The organism is Brevibacillus sp. FW306-2-1A-C05A (assembly GCF_058781555.1).
Map to the genome: position 1 here is coordinate 1 of NZ_JBYSWV010000064.1, position 18,972 is coordinate 18,972.

Annotated in this window: 12 protein-coding genes, 15 tRNA genes, 1 pseudogene and 2 riboswitches; of the genes and pseudogenes, 1 reads left to right on the top strand and 27 read right to left on the bottom strand. The window is 54.1% G+C overall.

What is annotated here, in order from left to right:
• Positions 1-253, top strand: a pseudogene (locus tag AC3WJN_RS23615) (hypothetical protein); the annotation flags it as partial.
• A gap of 212 nt (positions 254-465) precedes the next feature.
• Here AC3WJN_RS23615 and AC3WJN_RS23620 read toward each other — a convergent pair.
• The 27 genes from AC3WJN_RS23620 to AC3WJN_RS23750 all read right to left on the bottom strand — a co-directional run bounded on the left by AC3WJN_RS23620 (position 466) and on the right by AC3WJN_RS23750 (position 18,861).
• A complete protein-coding gene (locus AC3WJN_RS23620; RefSeq protein WP_129552259.1) occupies positions 466-891 on the bottom strand; it encodes a hypothetical protein in 426 nt (141 codons plus the stop codon).
• Positions 892-1,120: 229 nt separating this feature from the next.
• On the bottom strand, positions 1,121-2,416 hold the full coding sequence (gene purB / locus AC3WJN_RS23625; RefSeq protein ID WP_007777155.1) for an adenylosuccinate lyase: 1,296 nt from the start codon (positions 2,414-2,416) through the stop codon (positions 1,121-1,123).
• A gap of 2 nt (positions 2,417-2,418) precedes the next feature.
• Entirely contained in the window at positions 2,419-3,576 is a 1,158-nt protein-coding gene (purK, locus tag AC3WJN_RS23630) for a 5-(carboxyamino)imidazole ribonucleotide synthase (RefSeq protein WP_007777152.1), read from the bottom strand.
• Positions 3,573-4,061, bottom strand: a complete 489-nt coding sequence (gene purE / locus AC3WJN_RS23635) for a 5-(carboxyamino)imidazole ribonucleotide mutase (protein ID WP_005834709.1) — start codon at positions 4,059-4,061, stop codon at positions 3,573-3,575. Before purE ends, purK begins: the two co-directional genes overlap by 4 nt.
• Before the next feature lie 181 nt (positions 4,062-4,242).
• Positions 4,243-5,781 carry a M1 family metallopeptidase gene (locus AC3WJN_RS23640; RefSeq protein ID WP_005834707.1) on the bottom strand — a complete coding sequence of 513 codons (1,539 nt, stop codon included), beginning with the start codon at positions 5,779-5,781 and terminating at the stop codon, positions 4,243-4,245.
• 19 nt (positions 5,782-5,800) lie between these two features.
• On the bottom strand, positions 5,801-7,318 hold the full coding sequence (locus AC3WJN_RS23645) for a M1 family metallopeptidase (RefSeq protein ID WP_007777148.1): 1,518 nt from the start codon (positions 7,316-7,318) through the stop codon (positions 5,801-5,803).
• Positions 7,319-7,373: 55 nt separating this feature from the next.
• On the bottom strand, positions 7,374-8,669 hold the full coding sequence (locus AC3WJN_RS23650; protein WP_007777146.1) for a histidine--tRNA ligase: 1,296 nt from the start codon (positions 8,667-8,669) through the stop codon (positions 7,374-7,376).
• Positions 8,670-8,960: 291 nt separating this feature from the next.
• Complete coding sequence (locus AC3WJN_RS23655) at positions 8,961-10,337, bottom strand: NCS2 family permease (RefSeq protein WP_005834702.1); 1,377 nt, start codon at positions 10,335-10,337, stop codon at positions 8,961-8,963.
• A 121-nt stretch (positions 10,338-10,458) separates the two neighbouring features.
• Positions 10,459-10,561, bottom strand: a riboswitch (purine riboswitch).
• Between the two features lie 89 nt (positions 10,562-10,650).
• Positions 10,651-12,189, bottom strand: a complete 1,539-nt coding sequence (gene guaA / locus AC3WJN_RS23660) for a glutamine-hydrolyzing GMP synthase (protein ID WP_005834701.1) — start codon at positions 12,187-12,189, stop codon at positions 10,651-10,653.
• A 230-nt stretch (positions 12,190-12,419) separates the two neighbouring features.
• A riboswitch (purine riboswitch) is annotated at positions 12,420-12,522 on the bottom strand.
• A 20-nt stretch (positions 12,523-12,542) separates the two neighbouring features.
• A complete protein-coding gene (locus tag AC3WJN_RS23665) occupies positions 12,543-14,777 on the bottom strand; it encodes a transglutaminase TgpA family protein (protein ID WP_007777136.1) in 2,235 nt (744 codons plus the stop codon).
• 4 nt (positions 14,778-14,781) lie between these two features.
• Positions 14,782-15,987, bottom strand: coding sequence for a DUF58 domain-containing protein (locus tag AC3WJN_RS23670; protein WP_007777131.1), 1,206 nt, complete (start codon positions 15,985-15,987; stop codon positions 14,782-14,784).
• A gap of 14 nt (positions 15,988-16,001) precedes the next feature.
• Positions 16,002-16,955 carry an AAA family ATPase gene (locus AC3WJN_RS23675; protein ID WP_005834696.1) on the bottom strand — a complete coding sequence of 318 codons (954 nt, stop codon included), beginning with the start codon at positions 16,953-16,955 and terminating at the stop codon, positions 16,002-16,004.
• 229 nt (positions 16,956-17,184) lie between these two features.
• Positions 17,185-17,261 (bottom strand) — tRNA-Arg (locus AC3WJN_RS23680).
• A 48-nt stretch (positions 17,262-17,309) separates the two neighbouring features.
• Positions 17,310-17,385: transfer RNA gene (locus tag AC3WJN_RS23685), tRNA-Gly, on the bottom strand.
• A 49-nt stretch (positions 17,386-17,434) separates the two neighbouring features.
• A tRNA-Leu gene (locus AC3WJN_RS23690) sits at positions 17,435-17,516 on the bottom strand.
• A gap of 64 nt (positions 17,517-17,580) precedes the next feature.
• Positions 17,581-17,656: transfer RNA gene (locus AC3WJN_RS23695), tRNA-Lys, on the bottom strand.
• Positions 17,657-17,661: 5 nt separating this feature from the next.
• Positions 17,662-17,736, bottom strand: a tRNA-Gln gene (locus tag AC3WJN_RS23700).
• Between the two features lie 4 nt (positions 17,737-17,740).
• A tRNA-Thr gene (locus AC3WJN_RS23705) sits at positions 17,741-17,816 on the bottom strand.
• A gap of 17 nt (positions 17,817-17,833) precedes the next feature.
• A tRNA-Phe gene (locus tag AC3WJN_RS23710) sits at positions 17,834-17,909 on the bottom strand.
• Between the two features lie 35 nt (positions 17,910-17,944).
• Positions 17,945-18,021 (bottom strand) — tRNA-Asp (locus AC3WJN_RS23715).
• A gap of 66 nt (positions 18,022-18,087) precedes the next feature.
• A tRNA-Met gene (locus AC3WJN_RS23720) sits at positions 18,088-18,164 on the bottom strand.
• 78 nt (positions 18,165-18,242) lie between these two features.
• Positions 18,243-18,318 (bottom strand) — tRNA-Val (locus tag AC3WJN_RS23725).
• 85 nt (positions 18,319-18,403) lie between these two features.
• Positions 18,404-18,477, bottom strand: a tRNA-Glu gene (locus tag AC3WJN_RS23730).
• A gap of 14 nt (positions 18,478-18,491) precedes the next feature.
• A tRNA-Leu gene (locus AC3WJN_RS23735) sits at positions 18,492-18,576 on the bottom strand.
• Positions 18,577-18,585: 9 nt separating this feature from the next.
• A tRNA-Met gene (locus AC3WJN_RS23740) sits at positions 18,586-18,662 on the bottom strand.
• Positions 18,663-18,687: 25 nt separating this feature from the next.
• A tRNA-Ser gene (locus AC3WJN_RS23745) sits at positions 18,688-18,778 on the bottom strand.
• Positions 18,779-18,785: 7 nt separating this feature from the next.
• Positions 18,786-18,861: transfer RNA gene (locus AC3WJN_RS23750), tRNA-Asn, on the bottom strand.
• Positions 18,862-18,972 lie beyond the last annotated feature (111 nt).

Here is an 18,972-nt window from a genome sequence, read left to right on the forward strand (position 1 = left end):
TGTACCACCATTCAAAAAGATGGGAGGACATAACTTATTTTCGTTCTCAAAGTGTCTTGACAAAGGGGGGCATTACAAATTTCCTAGGAAAGATATTATTCTTTACGTAGATCCACAGAGCCCTGATGACGCATTTGTAGCCATTCAAAATCCAGAAAAGCTGGATGAATGGCGAGTTCTCAAGGTCAGCGGATACGGTCCTTGGTTGAAAAAAGAGATTGATTTATACCTCTCGCTTAATACAGGTCTATAATCCAATAAAGGCAGTAGCAGTTTAAGATGGTAAGTCTTAGACTGCCACTGCCTTTCAATTATAGATTGATCTTCTCTTTACTGCGTTCGACCGACATGACCAATCCAAAATCAAAACGACTGCCTCTTTGAAGGCAACCGTTTTGATCTAAAGCTAACATGGCTTAGCAAAAGTCGCTTCTGTTGCACAACGTGTCCAAATAACCTATGACCTTATCGTAGTAGAAGAGCATCCGCCCCACCATAACCTGCATCTGCAATGAAACGCAAGCACTTGGTTGGACTTGGACTATTAGTGAATTGCAAGTAGTCAATCAAGCCGGAGTAACGAGCATTCTTAATAAAAAAGTTGGCAAACGATTTTGCATGTGAAGTTCGGCCGCAGAATACTGCCCAGCCATTTTTACCTTTACCGAGGTTTCCTGGGGGATTGGTAGAACTGACATACTTCATGTTAGACCAGTTTTGGTTATCCCGCTGGGTAGTCCAGTTGCCCAACCGGACTCTCCCCCCCATGGCAAGAATTAGTTTAACCGGAAGACCATAACACTCGTCACTGGCATCCTCCGCTGCACGTTTAAAGGTGTCTACAAATGCTTGCACCCGATCAGGAGCAGTCGAATTTGGATTAAGCTGCACGTAAGTGTCTCGATTTCCATCACATTTCACTGGTTCCGGTAGGAATTACTTTCATTGCCATTAACATCACCCTTTTTAAGTTAACAACCAATCAGTAGCTGATTTGTCGTCTCACTTATATAGGAAAAATGATAGGAGGAATAACAACCATCCTTGCCCTCGCCCCCAACAAAAAAACGCCCCCGCATTCATCGGGAGCGTTTCTCGGATCACGCGAACAATCGCAGGATTACAACAAACCAAGACGTTGGAAAATCGTATCCACATGCTTCAGGTGGTAACGGTAATCGAAGCACTCATCCAGCTCTTCCTTGGTCAACGTGGAGCTGACAGTCGCGTCCTCCTCCACAATGGCGCGGAAGGAGCGCTGCTCTTCCCAAGCCTGCATCGCGCGCGGCTGGACAGTGTCGTATGCTTGCTCGCGGCTCATGCCTTTTTCGATCAGCTTGAGCATCACTTGCTGGGAGTAGATCAGACCGAAAGTACGGTCCATGTTGCGCTTCATGTTCTCCGGGAACACGGTCAAGTTTTTCACGATGTTCATGAAGCGGCGCAGCATGTAGTTCAGCGCCTGAGTCGCGTCTGGCAAAATCACGCGCTCTGCGGAGGAGTGGGAAATATCCCGCTCGTGCCAGAGAGACACGTTTTCATAGGAAGTGAGCATATGGCCGCGGATGACGCGCGCCAGACCGCAAATGTTCTCGCTGCCGATCGGGTTGCGCTTGTGCGGCATGGCGGAGGAGCCCTTTTGACCTTTGGCAAACGCTTCTTCCACCTCGCGCATTTCGCTCTTTTGCAGGCCGCGGATTTCGGTTGCGAACTTCTCCAGCGACGTTGCGATCAGCGCCAATGTCGCCATGTATTCGGCGTGGCGGTCACGTTGCAGCGTTTGCGTGGAGATCGGAGCCGGAGTCAGGCCGAGTTTTTCGCAAACGTACGCTTCCACGAACGGGTCGATGTTCGCATACGTACCGACTGCGCCGGAGATTTTGCCGTACGCCACTTCTTTTTTCGCCGCCCGGAAACGCGCCAGGTTGCGCTTCATTTCTTCGTGCCACAAAGCGAGCTTCAAGCCGAATGTCGTCGGCTCGGCATGCACGCCGTGCGTTCTGCCCATGCAGACCGTATCTTTGTGCTCGCGCGCTTTGTCCGCCAAAATCGCGATGAAGTCCTCGATGTCTTTTTCCAAAATTTCGTTCGCCTGGCGCAGCAGGTAGGACAGCGCCGTGTCCACTACGTCTGTAGAGGTCAGGCCGTAGTGCACCCATTTTTTCTCTTCGCCCAAAGTCTCGGATACCGCGCGGGTAAACGCCACCACGTCGTGACGCGTCTCTTCCTCGATCTCGTAGATGCGCTTGATGTCAAAGCTGGCTTTTTCCCACAGCTTTTTCACGTCCTCTTCCGGGATGACACCCAGCTTGGACCATGCTTCACACGCGAGAATCTCTACTTCCAGCCATGCCTTGAATTTGTTTTCTTCCGTCCAAATGGCGCGCATTTCCGGGCGGGAATAACGTTCGATCATGATTATACCTCCGATGGATTCGTCCAGATTTTCAGCTCATCAATGTGGGTGAGCGCTTCTTCCACAGTAGGGGCGAGCACGTTGATATGCCCCATCTTCCGCTTCGCCTTGCTTTCCGCTTTTCCGTACAAATGCAGCTTGGCCGTGCGCGGCAGCTTGTCGATTTGATCCAAGACAGGCTGCAGGTGCTCTCCCAAAATATTAACCATCACGACGGGAGAGAGCAACTCCGTCGAGCCTAATGGCAGGTTGCAAACCGCCCGAACGTGCTGCTCAAACTGCGAGGTCACACAAGCGTCCATCGTGTAATGGCCGGAGTTGTGCGGGCGTGGCGCCAGCTCGTTGACGTACAACTGCCCGTCTGCGGTCAAAAACATTTCCACTGCGATCAGTCCCACGACGTCGAGCTTTTCTACAATCGTGCGGGCGATTTCTTCTGCGCGTGTCTTTACTTCCGCCGGAACGCGGGCTGGCACGATGCTCAAATGCAGGATGTTTTCCCGGTGAATGTTTTCCGCCGCCGGAAAAACAGCCAGCTCCCCGTCTGGATTGCGCGCCGCGATCACGGACAGCTCCATCTGGAACGGCACGAACTGCTCCACGATCAGCTCTGTCCCTGCCTTGGCCAGCGTCTCGTACGCCTCCGCCAGCTCGTCCTCGCTGCGCAAAACCCATTGGCCTTTGCCGTCGTAGCCCCCTGTCGCCGTTTTCATGACCGCAGGCAGCCCCAGCTCGGCTACTGCCGCCTGCACATCTTGCAAGCTGCCGACTACGCGAAACGGCGCGACGGGAATCCCGATTTCGCGAATCGCCGTCTTTTCGGAAATCCGGTTCTGTGTGATGCGCAAAAGGCGGCTGCCCTGCGGCACGTAGGCATGGCTCTCCAGCACTTCCGCGACCTGTGCGTCCACATTTTCAAATTCGTAGGAAATGACATCACTGACAGAAGCGAGCTGCATCGCTGCTTCCACGTCGTCGTAGCTGGCGACAATTTGCTTGTCCGCCGTTTGTCCGCACGGAGCGTCGACGGTCGGGTCCATCGTCACAAAGCGATAACCCATAGCTCGTCCAGCGAGGGCGATCATGCGGCCAAGCTGTCCGCCGCCGAGTATTCCGAGAGTCGATCCTGGTTTGATTTGCTTGCTCTGTTTGGTCGTCATTCCAGTTCGCCAGCCTCCAGCACTTTTTTGCGCACCTCATCGCGTCTTGCCACAAAGCGCGCTTGCACATCCGGATATTTGATCCCCAAAATTTGCGCAGCGAGCAGCCCCGCATTGATCGCGCCCGCCTTGCCGATGGCGACAGTGGCGACAGGCACCCCGCCTGGCATTTGCACGATGGACAAAAGCGAATCCAATCCGTTCAGGTTGGACGACTTCACAGGCACGCCAATTACAGGCAGCTCCGTTTTCGCCGCCACCATCCCTGGCAAATGGGCTGCGCCCCCCGCTCCCGCAATGATGACTTCCAGACCGCGGCTTTTTGCGCTTTCGGCATACGAAAACATCAAATCAGGCGTTCTGTGCGCGGAAACGACCTTCTTTTCGTACGGTACCTTGAGCTCATCGAGAATTGCGCATGCTTCCTTCATCGTTTCCCAGTCTGACGTGCTGCCCATAATGACGCCCACCAAAGGCTGTAGCATGAACCATTCGCCCCCTACGTTTTGTATCATCAGAAGAAAACCCAACCGACTAACGGCTTTTGCGGCCGTACTCATCGCCTGGGCTATTCGTACTCGTTTGCTATCAACATACACAGTGTAGCAGGGAGAAAGTTTGCCTGTCAACCTCGCTTCCGAACATTTTAAAATAGGTTGGATATCATCATTCGTGTTTACCTTTTTCCAGCCACTCTTTTGCCGCCGCTGCGGAGTCCAGCCGCACATGCAGCCAATATTCGAAAAACGGCGTTGCGTCTGCCCCGGCTGCCGCCGAGACCAGCTTCTTGATCTGGCCGCCGCTCGCCAGCTTGTACTGGTGCTCGCTCACGTACTGCCGCAAAAGCCGATTCAGCCGCTCGGCTCCCCACGCTTCCCGCAACGTCCACCACATGACGCCGGAGCGCCCGTACACAAGCTCGTTGTAGCTTTTCCAGTCCGGGAAGGCCGCCACGCTCGTCTCGGCGGAAATCCCTCGTTTGGCATACGCTTCGGCTGCGCGGGACTGGCCTTGTCTCAGCCGGATGTACGCCTGAGATCGCTTCGGGTCCTTTTCCTGCAAAAAAGCCATCGTCGCGTAGTCGGTCAAGCTCTCGTCAAGCCACGCCTCGCGCACCTCGTCGTTGCCGACGATGCCGTAGAACCACTGATGGGCCGTTTCGTGCGCGACGACGGCTGCGCCCATGTTGTCCGCCGTATTGAAAAACTCCTCCTCGATGAAGACGAGGCTCGGGTACTCCATGCCCCCGAAAAAGCCGCCTGTCTTGACGACGTCGTACTCCTTGTACGGATAGGTGCCAAACTGCTTCCCGTAATAGTCGAGCGACTCCATCGCCGTCTCGTGCAAGCTTTTCACAGCCGCCGGATCGTCGCCCTGCTGCGACCATGTCCGAACGATAGTCTCCCCGACTTTTCCGGACACCGCCTGGTACGTGCCGTCCATGACGACCATGGCAAAATCACGAACGTTCCATGCATCCAGTTCATATATACTTTGCCGCTGCGGCCTTGTCTGCGTGATGACGGCTGTACTCTCCAGCCCCGTCGTAGCGAGTTGATATCCTTCCGGCAAATGAACGCGCAAATGATAATTCGCCACTTCACTGTAAAAAGGATCGCCAATCGCCGTGTATGGGTCGAGCCGCCAGCCGCCGCTATCCTTGACCGCCAAGATCGGCAGCCAGTTCCCCAGCCACATCGCATGGTCGTGGTAGGAGAGCCGTCCGTTGTTGTAAGGAACCTGCAGGCGGAAGCCAAGCTCCACGACAGCCTCGGCGGACGGCTTTTTCGCCGGGAGCGGCACGCGCAGCAGCGTGTTCGTCTTTCCTTCGTAGCGAATGCCGGCCTCCCGTCCATCCACCTTGACGGCTGTAATCGTGATGCCGCCTGGCTCTCGCTGCTTGCCAAGCACCTGCTCCCAGTTCGCCGTGCCAAGGTCTGCCTGTTTGGCGAAAGCATTTGGATACAGATGAAAAAAAGCTTTGTCATCCTGCGGGACAAACCGGGCCGTCAGCACGCCTGTCACGATACGTTCGTTCATGTCCAGCCACACATCTGCGCTGTACGTGATCGCTGCCGGCGTCTGCTGTGGACTGGCGATTACCGCGACATCGGCCTCGGCCTGTCCCGTCCACGAACTACTCCACAAAATGCCTGCCAGAGCCATCCCTACTACCATGCTGACCACCCAATGCTTGCGCCACATGGCACTCCCCTGCCTTCGCTTACTTTCGCTGTTTGTCACGCTGGCGTTCCAGCCAGGCCGCGGCCTGCTCCTGCCGGGACATGTCCAGCTTCATCCAATAGTCCAGAAAAGCACGCGCGTCTTCTCCCGCCGCCCGGGACAGAAACGCTTCCCACTGTTCTCCGCTGACGTTTTGATAACGGTACGTTTGCACATACTCGCGCAGCACGTCATGCAGCCGTTCTTCGCCCCACGCTCCCCGCAGCAGCCAAAGCATGGACGACGTCCGGGAATAGACGAGATCGCTGTAGCTCTGGTTGGCGGGAAAAGCAGAGAGCGCCTGCCAGGGACGCAGCTCTTCTTTTACGTACCACTGGACAAAAATGCCGTTTTCCAGACGCCTGCGCACCCGTTCCGCGCCTGTCAGCGGATACTCCCGAGAGAGAAAGGCGAGCGTCACATACTCGGTAAACCCTTCATCCAGCCACGCCTCGCGCAGTTGATCGTTGCCGAGCAGCCCGTAAAACCATTGATGCGCCGTCTCGTGCGCAACCGTAACAATTCCCGTCTCTGCCCCCGCCGCGAAATGACGCCCGTCCAAAAACACCAGGGCAGGGTATTCCATGCCGTTGATCGCTCCGCCTGTCCGCACCACATCGTACTCCACATAAGGGTACGCGCCGAGTTGTTCCTGAAAATAAGCGAGCGACTTTGCTCCGGCCTCGTGGATGCGCTTGGCCAAAAGCTCGTCATCCCCCTGGCGCCACCACGTGCGAACGAGCGTATTGCCCGCCTTTGTTTCCGCTTTTTGATAAGTCGAGTCCATAAGCACGAGCGCGAAGTCGCGCACATTTTCCACGCGCAGCCGAACCGTCTTTTTTCCTCCAGACGTAGCTGGCGAAGCTGCTACTTCCGCCCCGGCATCCGCTGCCGTGCTGGCCAACTGATAGCCTGCGGGATACGTGACGTTTACTTCGTAGTCGGCGATCTCGCTGTAAAACGGATCGCCGACAGGCTCGTACGCATCGAGACGCCAGCCTGCCTGCTCGTGTACGGCGAGAATCGGCAGCCAGTTGCCCAGCCAAATCGCGTGGTCATCGTACGACATTCTCCCATCGTTATGAGGGAGCTTCATGGCAAAATCGAGTTGAATCCTGCGTGGGCTTGCTACAGCGCCGGACTGTTCGTTCGCTTGCAACGGTACCTGCAAAATATGCCGCTCCTTTTGACCGACAACCATTTTCCCATCGACTGCAAGCCTGTTATTATCATACGTACCAAGTACAGGTTCCTTGCCTAAAAGTTCCTCCCATAGCATTCCTTCATGTTGTTCGGTAAATACGTCCGGATAGAGATGGAGATAGGCACGTTGCGGGTCCTCCGGCCAAAAAGTGATCGCTACGCTTCCGGTTACTTCTTTTTTCACGGGATCAATCTGTACATCCGCCTGGTAGAGCGGCTTTTGCAAAAGCTTCTCCGCGTTCGCCTTTGCCGGGAGTCCCCATGCCGCTATCGCTATCAGACTGCTGCACCCAAGCCATAAGACCCATTTGCGCATGCCTTCGCCCCCTTTTTCTCTATCGTACCGAAAGTGGCAGCAAAAGACTATCGAATCATATCCGTTCGCCAAGCCAGCTTGAGACGAGGCCGAGCGGTACCGTCTGCTCGCTTCCTTCGCGCATGTCCCGCGCCACCACCTGTCCGCTGTTCACCTCGTTCTCGCCGTAGATCAGCACGTAGGCGATTCCTTCTTTGTTAGCGTAGTCGAGCGCCTTTTTCAGCTTCCGGCCCGCAAGCTCCAGCTCCACTCTTAGACCGTCCGCGCGCAACCGGTTAGCCAGCCCGAGGCTAAGCTCCTCTGTCCCCAGCGGAATGACGAGGACATCTGCGGCAGGCCGTGCTCTTTCGGCTCGCAAGGACAGCGCAGCGAGAATCACATCCAGGCCAAACGATATCCCCACGGCCGGATATTCCCGCCCATCGCCCAAAAACCGCCCGATAATCTCATCGTACCTGCCGCCGCTCCCGATACTGGAAGTAATGCTTTGATCCTGCAAAAATATCTCGTAAACCGTCCCGGTGTATATCCCCAGCCCCCGCGCCAAAAACGGAGAGAACCGCACCTCGCCAGTCACGCCCGCTCCCCGCAGGTAGGCAAACAGTTGCTGAAGCTCCTGCACGCCTTGCTGCACAAGCTCGGAGGAAAACTGCTGCGCCAAAGCATCCAGCGCCAGCGCCCCCTTTTGCAAAAAGGACGTGATCGCCGCCACCAGCGGCTCCTCTACCTGGCGCTCTCGCAGATCGTCCTGCACGCCTTCCACTCCGATTTTCGCCAGCTTGTCGAGCGACAGCATGACATCTGCCGCGCGCTCGCCCGGAACGCCCAACTCCTGCAGCACCCCTGACAGCAGCTTGCGGTTGTTGACCTCGATGTACACCTCAAGCCCTAGCTTGGCGAACGCGGCAAAAGCCATGCTGATTAGCTCCGCCTCGGCGAGCATCGAGGACGTGCCGATCATATCGACGTCGCATTGGATAAACTCGCGCAACCGCCCCGTTTTGACCGGACCGTCGCGGAACACTTTACCGATCTCATAGCGCTTGAACGGCAGCCGCATCTCCGGATTCATCCCGACGACCTTCGCCAGCGGCACGGTCAGATCGTAGCGCAGCGCCAGCTCCCGCTCCCCTTGGTCGCGCAGGCGGTACACCTCCTTCAAAATCTCTTCTCCACCGCCGTATTTCGATGCCAACAGTTCATAATACTGGAGCGTGGGCGTCTCCAACGGCTTGCAGCCATACGCCTCGAACACTTCCTCCAGCGTTCGCCGTATCCAGTTGCGCTGCATTTGCTCCGGCGGCATAAAATCTTTCGTGCCTTTGACACTCTTCAACACTGTGCTGTCCATCCGAATCATCCTTTCTTTTTTCGTCCATCGTCCAAACAAAAATAGCCATGCGAGGCAACTTCATGCCCGCATGGCTACAAAAAAATCACCACCGCAGGCACAAAGCACAAGAAGCGCTTGCACCTGCGGAAAAATTCCCGAAGATACAAACGCTCTAGCCGTGGTGATGCTGTTGAAGGAACGTGATTGATGCAAACATGAATGGTCCCTCCGCCAAAAAAAGATTTTTCCTATCATAGCGCAAAAAAAGCTCCCCGTCCAGTAGACAGGAAGCCTTTTTTCCAAAAAATCCTATTCGCGCAGCCAGATGAAGTAGGCCAGGAAGACGAAGAACAGAACGTACATCGCCGGATGCACTTCACGCGCTTTGCCTTTCAGCACCTTCATTACCGGATAGACGATGAAGCCAGTCGCAATTCCAGTTGCGATACTGTACGTCAGCGGCATCAGGAGAATGGTCAAGAACGCCGGGAACGCTTCGTCCAGGTCATTCCATGCCACCTGCGCAATGTGCGAAGCCATCAGTACACCGACGATAATGAGCGCCGGAGCGGTAACTGCCGGAGTCACGATCGCGAGCAGCGGCGAGAAGAACAAGGCCAACAGGAACATGATCCCTGTCACAATCGCGGTAAAACCGGAGCGGCCGCCTGCTGCTACCCCCGCTGTCGACTCGACATAAGCGGTCGTCGTAGAAGTACCGAGCACCGCGCCAGCCATCCCTGCGATCGCATCGGAAGCGAGCGCTTTTCCCGGACGCGGCAGATTGCCGTCTTCTCTCAGAAGTCCAGCTTGGCTGGCTACACCGAGCAGCGTGCCTGTCGCATCGAAAAAGTCCACGAACAAAAACGTCAGTACGACAATCAGCATGTTCACGGTGAACAAGGCCGATGGGTCACCGAGATACTGGAACGCCGCACCGAATGTCGGCGCCAGGCTCGGCGGAGCAGACACGACTTGCTCTGGCAGGCTGACCAGACCGAAGATCATGCCGACTACTGCTGTGACAATCATCCCGATAAAAATACCGGAATTAACTTTGCGCGAAAGCAGAACAACGGTAACGATCAGACCGAAAATCGCCAGCAGCGCATTTTTCGCTGCCAATACTTCTTCCGGCTTCATGTTTTCATGGTAGAAGGTCAGATGGCCCAACGCGACAAAAGTCGCATCGTTTGCAACGACGATCCCTGCGTTTTTCAGGCCGATAAACGCGATGAACAGCCCGATCCCTGCAGAAACCGCATATTTCAACCCTTTCGGAATCGCTTTGATGATCGCTTCCCGAACGCCGGTCAAAGACAGAATCAAAAAGATCGTACAAGAGAGAAACACCCCAGCCAATGCTTGCTGCCAAGGAATATGCATGGTCAATACAACGGTGTAGGTGAAAAACGCATTCAGCCCCATCCCCGGTGCCTGTCCGATCGGCAAGCGTCCGAGAATCCCCATGAGCAGCGTACCGATCGCCGCAGCGAGAGCTGTTGCGGTAAACACAGCGCCAAACTCAGGGTAGTTGGCTTTTAAGTCCGGCGGCAAATCCGCTCCGCTGAGGATGAATGGATTGACTGCCAAAATATACGCCATGGCCAAAAAAGTAGTGATGCCCGCGATGATTTCGCGGCGATAATTGGTGCCCAGTTTGTCAAACTCAAAATACTTCCGCACCGAAAAGTCCCCCCATGCTTATGGTAATGGCAATGAAAAAAGGCCCGGACGCTATTAGTATGCGCCTGGCCTCTTCGCAAAACACTCCGGGAACAATTCTAAAAATGATAACAAATTCGTATCCCGTCGACATTTTGTTCGTAGCCAGGTCGTTTAATGGCGACCTCGTAGAGACTCTTGAGCCATATCCTCAAGAATATACGAACCTTCCTATATTACCTGTTCACATTGAGAAGTGTATCAGGTGACATATCGAATGTCAACGAAAATACGAACGTTCATTTTTTAAACAAGACGAACATCCGGGTTTATTTTATTCCCACTCAATTGTTGCTGGTGGTTTGGAAGTAATGTCGTACACGATGCGGTTTACGTTGTCGACTTCGTTCACGATGCGCGTGGAGATTTTCTCCAGAACATCCCAAGGAATGCGCGCCCAGTCGGCCGTCATGCCGTCGATGGAGGTTACGGCGCGAATCCCTACTGTGTAGGAATAGGTGCGAACGTCGCCCATTACGCCTACTGTCGTCATGTTCGGCAGAGCCGTGAAGTATTGCCAAATATCCCGATCCAGACCTGCCTTGGCAATCTCTTCGCGCAAAATCGCATCAGATTCACGAACGATCTCCAGCTTTTCTTCTGTAACTTCGCCCAAAACGCGAATGCCCAGTCCAGGACCCGGGAACGGTTGGCGCCAAACGATTTCGTCAGGCAGGCCAAGCTCGGTCCCCAGTTTGCGAACCTCGTCCTTGAACAGCGTTTTCAGTGGCTCGATCAGCTTGAACTTCATGTCTTCCGGCAAGCCGCCTACGTTGTGGTGCGACTTGATCGTGTGCGCGGTAGCCGTTCCGCTCTCCACGATGTCGGTGTACAGCGTGCCTTGTGCGAGGAAGTCCATGTCTGTCAGCTTGCCCGCTTCTTCATCGAATACGTAAATGAACTCGTTGCCGATGATTTTGCGTTTCTGTTCAGGGTCGGAGACGCCTTTCAACTTGTTCAGGAAACGCTCGCGAGCGTCGATCTTGATTACTTTCATGGAGAACTTCTCCGCGAATGTCTCCATGACGCTTTCTGCTTCGCCTTTGCGCAGCAGGCCGTGGTCTACGAACATGCAAGTCAACTGGTCGCCGATGGCTTTGTGGATCAGCGCTGCTACTACAGAGGAGTCTACCCCGCCGCTCAGCGCACACAGCACTTGCTTGTCGCCGACTGTCTCGCGAATGCGCACCAGCTCGTCCTCGATGAACGTCGTCATGCTCCATGTAGGCTCGCAGCCGCACACGTTGAACAGGAAGTTGCCGATGAACTCGGTTCCTTTTACGGTATGGCGAACTTCCGGGTGGAACTGCACGCCGTACAGCTTGCGCTCGGGATGGCTGATCGCCGCTACCGGGCAGCTATCGCTTACCGCGTCTACGCGGAACCCAGTCGGCAGCTCCACCACTTTATCGGAGTGGCTCATCCAGACGATTTCGTTCGCATCCCATTTTTCGTACAGGCTGTGCGTATTTTGCAGGCGCAGCTCGGCTTTTCCATACTCGCGTTTGCCAGCGCGCTCTACTTTTCCTTCCAGCATGTGGCTCATCAACTGCATGCCGTAGCAAATGCCAAGGATTGGCAGGCCAAGATCAAAAATTGCCGGATCGACTTTTGGCGCTCCCTCTTCGTACACGCTCGCAGGTCCGCCGGAGAAAATAATCCCTTTTGGCTGCATTTCCTTGATTTTTTCTACAGGCGTATTGAACGGCACCAGCTCGCTGTAGACACCCAGATCGCGAACGCGACGTGCGATCAACTGATTGTACTGGCCTCCGAAATCAAGTACGACGACCATTTCCAATGACTTGTCCATCATATCCCCCTTCTCCTGTACCCGACAGGACGTGCAAGTGCCGACCGCATTTTTGCCGACATCCTCGCTCGATGCATGATAAAGCAGTTTCCGCTTCCCTCGGTTCTTGCATACAGGCATACACGCGAAAAATTGTCGCATATTTGCAAAAAAACCGGGACGGTGACTCCGATCTTTCATACGGAGGCAGCGTCCCAGCTTGTGTACACATGTGCGGTTGCATGTACAAAAATCCGAAGTGCTCTCCTCGTAGTCGCCAAATTTACGGTTTAGCGGTAGAAACTTTCAGGCCATATTCCTGAGTATTATACGAGACTCATTGATCGTCATTCTAGCAGATGGGACGGCTTTGTTCAAGGCTTCAGTTGACGGATCAATCTCTCGATCAGTTGCTCTGCCACTGACCGCGCCTTCTGTTCCAGTTCCTTGTAGCCGTAAACGGTTCGCTCGTACATTTCCGTCAAATAACGCAGATCTTGCCGCTTGTCCGCCGGAATCGTAATTCTGCTCGCGTACTCCCGCAAAGTCTCGCCAGACTGCCGTCTCGTGTACACCTGCTCCATCATGCGAAGCAGCAGGTTGAAGCGATCCGTGTACTTGTTGCTTTTATCCTGATCGATCTGTCTTCGGAGCCACCAGATTTGAATGTCTTTTCTGCGCCGCCAGGCCAAGAAACCTGCGGCCGCTATCACCACTGCCAGCCCAACATTTACCTGCCAAGGAATCGAATAGCTACTCCCCGGAATAGCGTCTCCCTCTTCCAACTCGTTAAAGCGTCCATCTCCCCGGTCTGGCGAAGTCTGATTCCCCAAATCCGGCACCGGAATCGGAATCTGCGGCTGCGATGTTTGCAAATCGTAATTGAAGCGCACAGGCGAGATGAAAGTGCTGGTCGCTTCGAACGGAATCCAGCCGTGCCCCGGGAAATACACCTCTACCCACGAGTGGGCGTCTTTATTGCGAATTTCCATGATGTCGCGGTTCTGATCGTCGCTGCCCACTCTCTCGCCTGGGGCGAATCCTTTTACCCAACGCGCGGGGATGTCGAGTGAGCGCAGCATCACCGCCATCGAGGTGGAGAAATGATCGCAATATCCCCTCATGCTGTCAAACAGAAAGTGGTCGACAAAGTCTTGCCCTTCCGCTGCCACAGGCACATCTTTTGTTTCATACTTATATTTTCCACTCGCTCGCAAGTAATTCTCGATCGCTCTTACTTTTTCATAAGGCGTCTTGGCGTTTTTGGTCACGCTTTGCGCCAGTTCTTTCACGCGCGGCGGCAAAGTCGCCGGAAGCTGCAAATAGCGCTCTTTGATCTCGTCGGGATAGTCCGTTCCCGCTTCCATGATCGCCTTTTCGCTGACAATCGGCACCTCTGCGTCCACCTTGTACCGGTGCAGCTTGAGCAGCATCGTATTCGGTCCGTACTCTGTCCGTCCATTTGCGCCCGTAGGCTGGATCAGATTGATTTTTCCCGCGCGGACCTCAAGCTGCTGATTCAGCTTGTCGTAAACGACAGTCGCATTTGGCGGAGCGTAATTGCTCACTTTGTTCAACTGCCCGGGATAAAAGACGGTAGCAAACTGCTGCGGGCCTTTGAACTCCAGCGTTGCCTCTACCTTTTTCGTTTCCAGGCCGTGAAACAGCTCGTTTTTCCACTCGTATGTTTGCGGGTCCAAAATCGCCTCGTACTCGCGATCGCCTTTTTCCCAGCCTACGCCTGTGTAGACGTCCTTGGAGTCCCCGCGCCAATAGCTGTGCTCATTGGTCGTCGCCATGAACACGAGCGTATTGTCCTGCATGAAAGGCCCGCCCAACATTTCGTCGTTGTTGTCGTAGCCGACTTTTTTCATGACGGCAGTCGGTGCTTCCGTGCCGCTTCCCATCAAAAAGGCAATCGGATCAGGCCAGCTCGCATCTTTTTTGGGAGCCGCATACCCGATGCCGACACTAATCAAAATGACCAGCAAAGAGGCCATCAGAGAACCGAACAATATCCGGCTTCTTTTTTCTGTCACCGTCGCCATGCTGGTCATTCTCATCAGATGGCTGACAGCGAGCAGCAAAAAGCCAAAGATCAGCGTCCGCACAATTCCTGCGCTGGCGTCGTAAGGCAGGAACGTATCGAGCACTGCCAAGTACAGCTCTGTCAAAAAGACAAACCACAAGCCCTGTCTCTGCTCCAGCACCAGATAAGTCAGCATGGTAATCAGGACAAGCAGCAGGGCATCAAACAAAGCATTGCGCGACAAAATGGACATCGCTCCCCAGTCTTGCTCGAGAGCCAGCGGGATATCATGCACAATCTGCCTGTACAATTCCGCCAGCCAATCGGTTGTAAACAACGGTGTATCGAATAGCGTAGCATGCAACAACCAGAGGAGGCCCAGCAGCTTGAACGGTAACGTTACCCACCTGTACGGAACCGCTACGTCGATCGCCAGGACACCGGCCACAATGACAAGAAACGGCCACAGCACGCCCGTATCCGTCAGCTCCTGGAGAGGGAGCAGCCACTCTCTTAGCATGAGGAACAGAAAAAGGGCCGAGACCCATTGCCATATCGTTGGTCGCTTCCACACGCTCATGAGTCTATGCACCTCCAATCCGTTTCCACTCTTGTTCGTCGATGTGGACAGACGTACATGATATTTTGCTTCCGCCCAGCAGTTGCAGGGCTCGTCTTCTCTCTTGGGAAATGACAGTGTCAGCATGCACATAGAATAACTGCACTCTTCTGCCTTTTTGCGCCAAAGCAATCAAACGGTGAACCAGGTCTTTTTCCACGCGCGGAGTCACGACGATCAAGGTCACGCCTTGCTGCTGTTCCAGCGCCTCGCGTCCCACAACCCGCGCAAACGATTCGCTGCCCGCTGGCATGGCCCGCGCCAATTGATCGAAGACGCGCAGAAAATGAGTGTAGGAAAGCGCCGGAGCAATCGAAATACGTTCATTTTGCTTGTACACCAGCCCGTAATGGTACTGGTTGCGATTGGCATAGGCGATCAGGCTTGCCGTCAGCCTTACTGCCGTCTCAAACAACTGTACCGGCTGTCCTTGATAGCTTTCTTTTTCTACATCGAGGAAAAAAACGGCCTGGTTCATCGCCTGATGTTCAAATTCCTTCGTCTTCAAGCCCGTTCCCCTTGCAGATGCGCGCCAATGAATCTGGCTCAGGCGATCACCGCGCTGGTATTCGCGCACGCCCCTCACGGCAGCGACATCGTCGGAGCGTTTGTGCGACACGTGCACGTTGCCGCTGAAGCTGCCATCCCCCAAGGCCCAATGCGTTACTTCCTTGTACCGCGGGTAAACGAGAAACTCCTGGGGAAACGAAAAGACTTTGCGCCTTTCGCTGAACCCAAAAAAATCCCCGCCACTCACGACGCACTGATCCAGCCGGTAAAAACCTCGCGGGAGACTCGGTATGACATAGCGGAACTCCATTTCTTTTTTAAACCAGGGAAAAATCAACTGCCTGTGCGGCTCATATACACCTGCGAGCCGCTCAGGCAACGGCTCCACGATCATGTGCCAGCCCAGCGGAAAACGGATTTTCCGGCGCAGGCGCACGGTTACTACGACGTCCTCGCCGTCCTGCAGACGGTTGCGGTCGATGACTCGCTCTACCTCCAGCGTCGAGAACATTAAAAAATACGCCAAAACCTCATAAACGAGGAACACCAGACTGCTGTAAAATAGAAACCAACTGGAAAAGCCGCCCTGAAACTTGGCAAATACGTAGGTGATTGCCACAAGCAGGAGCGCTTTGAGCTTACCCCATCTTCGTTGTCTCATCCGCAGTCACCGCCTCAGCTCACCGGAACGCGGGTTTCGGCCAAAATCACGGTCAATACCCGATCAACGGTTGCTCCTTCCAGACGTGCTTCCGGCTTCACGATCATCCGGTGGGCGAATACGACTGGCACCAGCTCTTTGACATCGTCCGGGATGGCGTAATCCCTTCCCCGCACGAAAGCCAGTGCCTGAACGGCTCTGTAGAGGGCGAGAGAGCCCCTTGGACTTACCCCGAGGTAAATATGATGGTGGTCACGTGTGCGGTGGCACAGCCGCACGATATACTCTTTTACTCCCTCGGAAACCTTGACGGAAGCTACCTCTTTTTGCAGTTGCGCCAAGTCTGCTGCCGTCATCACCGGCTCAAGTTGTGCGAGCGGGTTCACCTCCGAGAATCTGGAGAGCATGCGCATTTCTTCTTCCACGGTCGGATAGCCCAGGCGCAATTGCATCAGGAAACGGTCCAACTGTGCCTCAGGCAATGGAAACGTCCCTTCGTACTCCAATGGGTTTTGAGTGGCCATCACAAAAAACGGATCGGCCAGCCGATAGGTTGCACCATCTACTGTAACAGACCGCTCCTCCATCGCTTCCAGCAGAGCAGACTGCGTCTTCGGAGAGGTCCGGTTGATTTCGTCCGCCAAAATAACGTTTGCAAACAGCGGTCCTTGCCGGAACTCAAACTGCATCGTCTGTTGGTTGAAAATTGCTACTCCTGTCACATCTGTCGGCAGCAAGTCAGGAGTGAACTGGATACGCTTGAATTCTCCCCCGATCGACTTAGCCAAAGCACGTACCAGCATCGTCTTGCCCACACCCGGAACGTCCTCCAGCAAAACATGTCCGTTTGCCAATACAGCCGCGACCATCATCTCAATCACGGAACGTTTTCCAATCAGAACTTTTTCTATATTATCGATCAACTTTGCAATTGCAGGATGCATTTGTTCCAATTTAATTGGGTTCACGTTAATACATCTCCTGTTCCATCTTATTCTTCCATCGAGCTTGTAACAGAAACATTTTGTTACCCGTCTTCTCTTGTATCACCTGCGTAGAAAACAGCAGTGTAATTCTAAAGTAATGGATGGAAATGGGAGATACAAGGAAAACTTACTTAAAAATTGTAAGAATGCAGCCATGATTATGCAAAAAAGAGTAGGAATTGATCCTACTCTTCGATTTCATATGAAGTAATGGCGTGCCCTGAGAGATTCGAACTCCCGACCTTTTGATTCGTAGTCAAACGCTCTATCCGGCTGAGCTAAGGGCACATGTTTTGCGGGTCAACCTGTACTGGCTGAAAGCTAGCAGAACAACTATGGAGCGGACGACGGGTCTCGAACCCGCGACCTTCGCCTTGGCAAGGCGACGCTCTACCAATTGAGCTACGTCCGCGTGTGATATGATAAAAGGTTTGCTCTGGCTGCAAAGCCTTCTGGTTATATGGTGCGGGTGAAGGGACTTGAACCCCCACGGTCTCCCGCCAGAACCTAAATCTGGTGCGTCTGCCATTCCGCCACACCCGCATGGTAAAACAGAAAAGGGCATCGATATTTCTATCGTGCTGCGTGTTTCTATGTTTGTAAAAACTGGTGAGCCATGAAGGACTCGAACCTTCGACCCTCTGATTAAAAGTCAGATGCTCTACCAACTGAGCTAATGGCTCGCAAGTGGCTGGGGTACTAGGATTTGAACCTAGGAATGACGGAGTCAAAGTCCGTTGCCTTACCGCTTGGCTATACCCCAATGGTGGTGCCGGCAATAGGACTTGAACCCACAACCCCCTGATTACAAGTCAGGTGCTCTACCAATTGAGCTATACCGGCAAAATATCATCTGTAAATGGTGGCTCGGGACGGAATCGAACCGCCGACACGAGGATTTTCAGTCCTCTGCTCTACCGACTGAGCTACCGAGCCTCAAAAATTTGGTTGCCATCTCTCTAGCTAAGAAATGGCGGAGCTGACGGGACTCGAACCCGCGACCTCCGGTGTGACAGACCGGCGTGAACTCCAACTTCACCACAGCTCCATACGTGACTGCACCCGATGGGCACTTCGCTTCTACTTCACTCTGGAGCAGTGCGAGTAGAAAATTTGGTTGCGGGAGCAGGATTTGAACCTGCGACCTTCGGGTTATGAGCCCGACGAGCTACCGAGCTGCTCCATCCCGCGACGATTCGGACGATCAATGTCAGCACCTATCTTAGAAGCAAGACGCTTTTGGCTGACCATCCATATGATTATGATAAGTGGTGGAGGCTGACGGGATCGAACCGCCGACCCTCTGCTTGTAAGGCAGATGCTCTCCCAGCTGAGCTAAGCCTCCACAATCCCCGACTCTTGTCGGGGCCTTCACAAAGCTTTTTGTGCTGCAGTATAGCAAGCACTTTGCTTTATGAAGAATTTGTAGGTGACCCGTAGGGGATTCGAACCCCTGTATGACAGCGTGAAAGGCTGCTGTGTTAAACCGCTTCACCAACGGGCCAAGCTATTAAGATATGGTGCGGTCGGCGAGACTCGAACTCGCACGGGTCGCCCCGCCACCCCCTCAAGATGGTGTGTCTGCCAATTCCACCACGACCGCAGCTTAGGATGGTAGCGGCGGAGGGAATCGAACCCCCGACCTTTCGGGTATGAACCGAACGCTCTAACCAGCTGAGCTACACCGCCATAAAGCTGTTTGTTTGAAAATATATGGCGGAGAGTGAGGGATTCGAACCCTCGCTACGCTTGCGCATACTAACGGTTTAGCAAACCGTCCCCTTCGGCCTCTTGGGTAACTCTCCGCATATATGGCTCCTCGGGACGGACTCGAACCGCCGACCGATCGGTTAACAGCCGATTGCTCTACCAACTGAGCTACCGAGGAACGTTGAAGGATTTATTCCTTCAAAACTGAATACGCATGTTTGCTAAGAGTGTGTGGATAAGTCCTCGACCGATTAGTATTCGTCAGCTCCACGCGTTGCCGCGCTTCCAC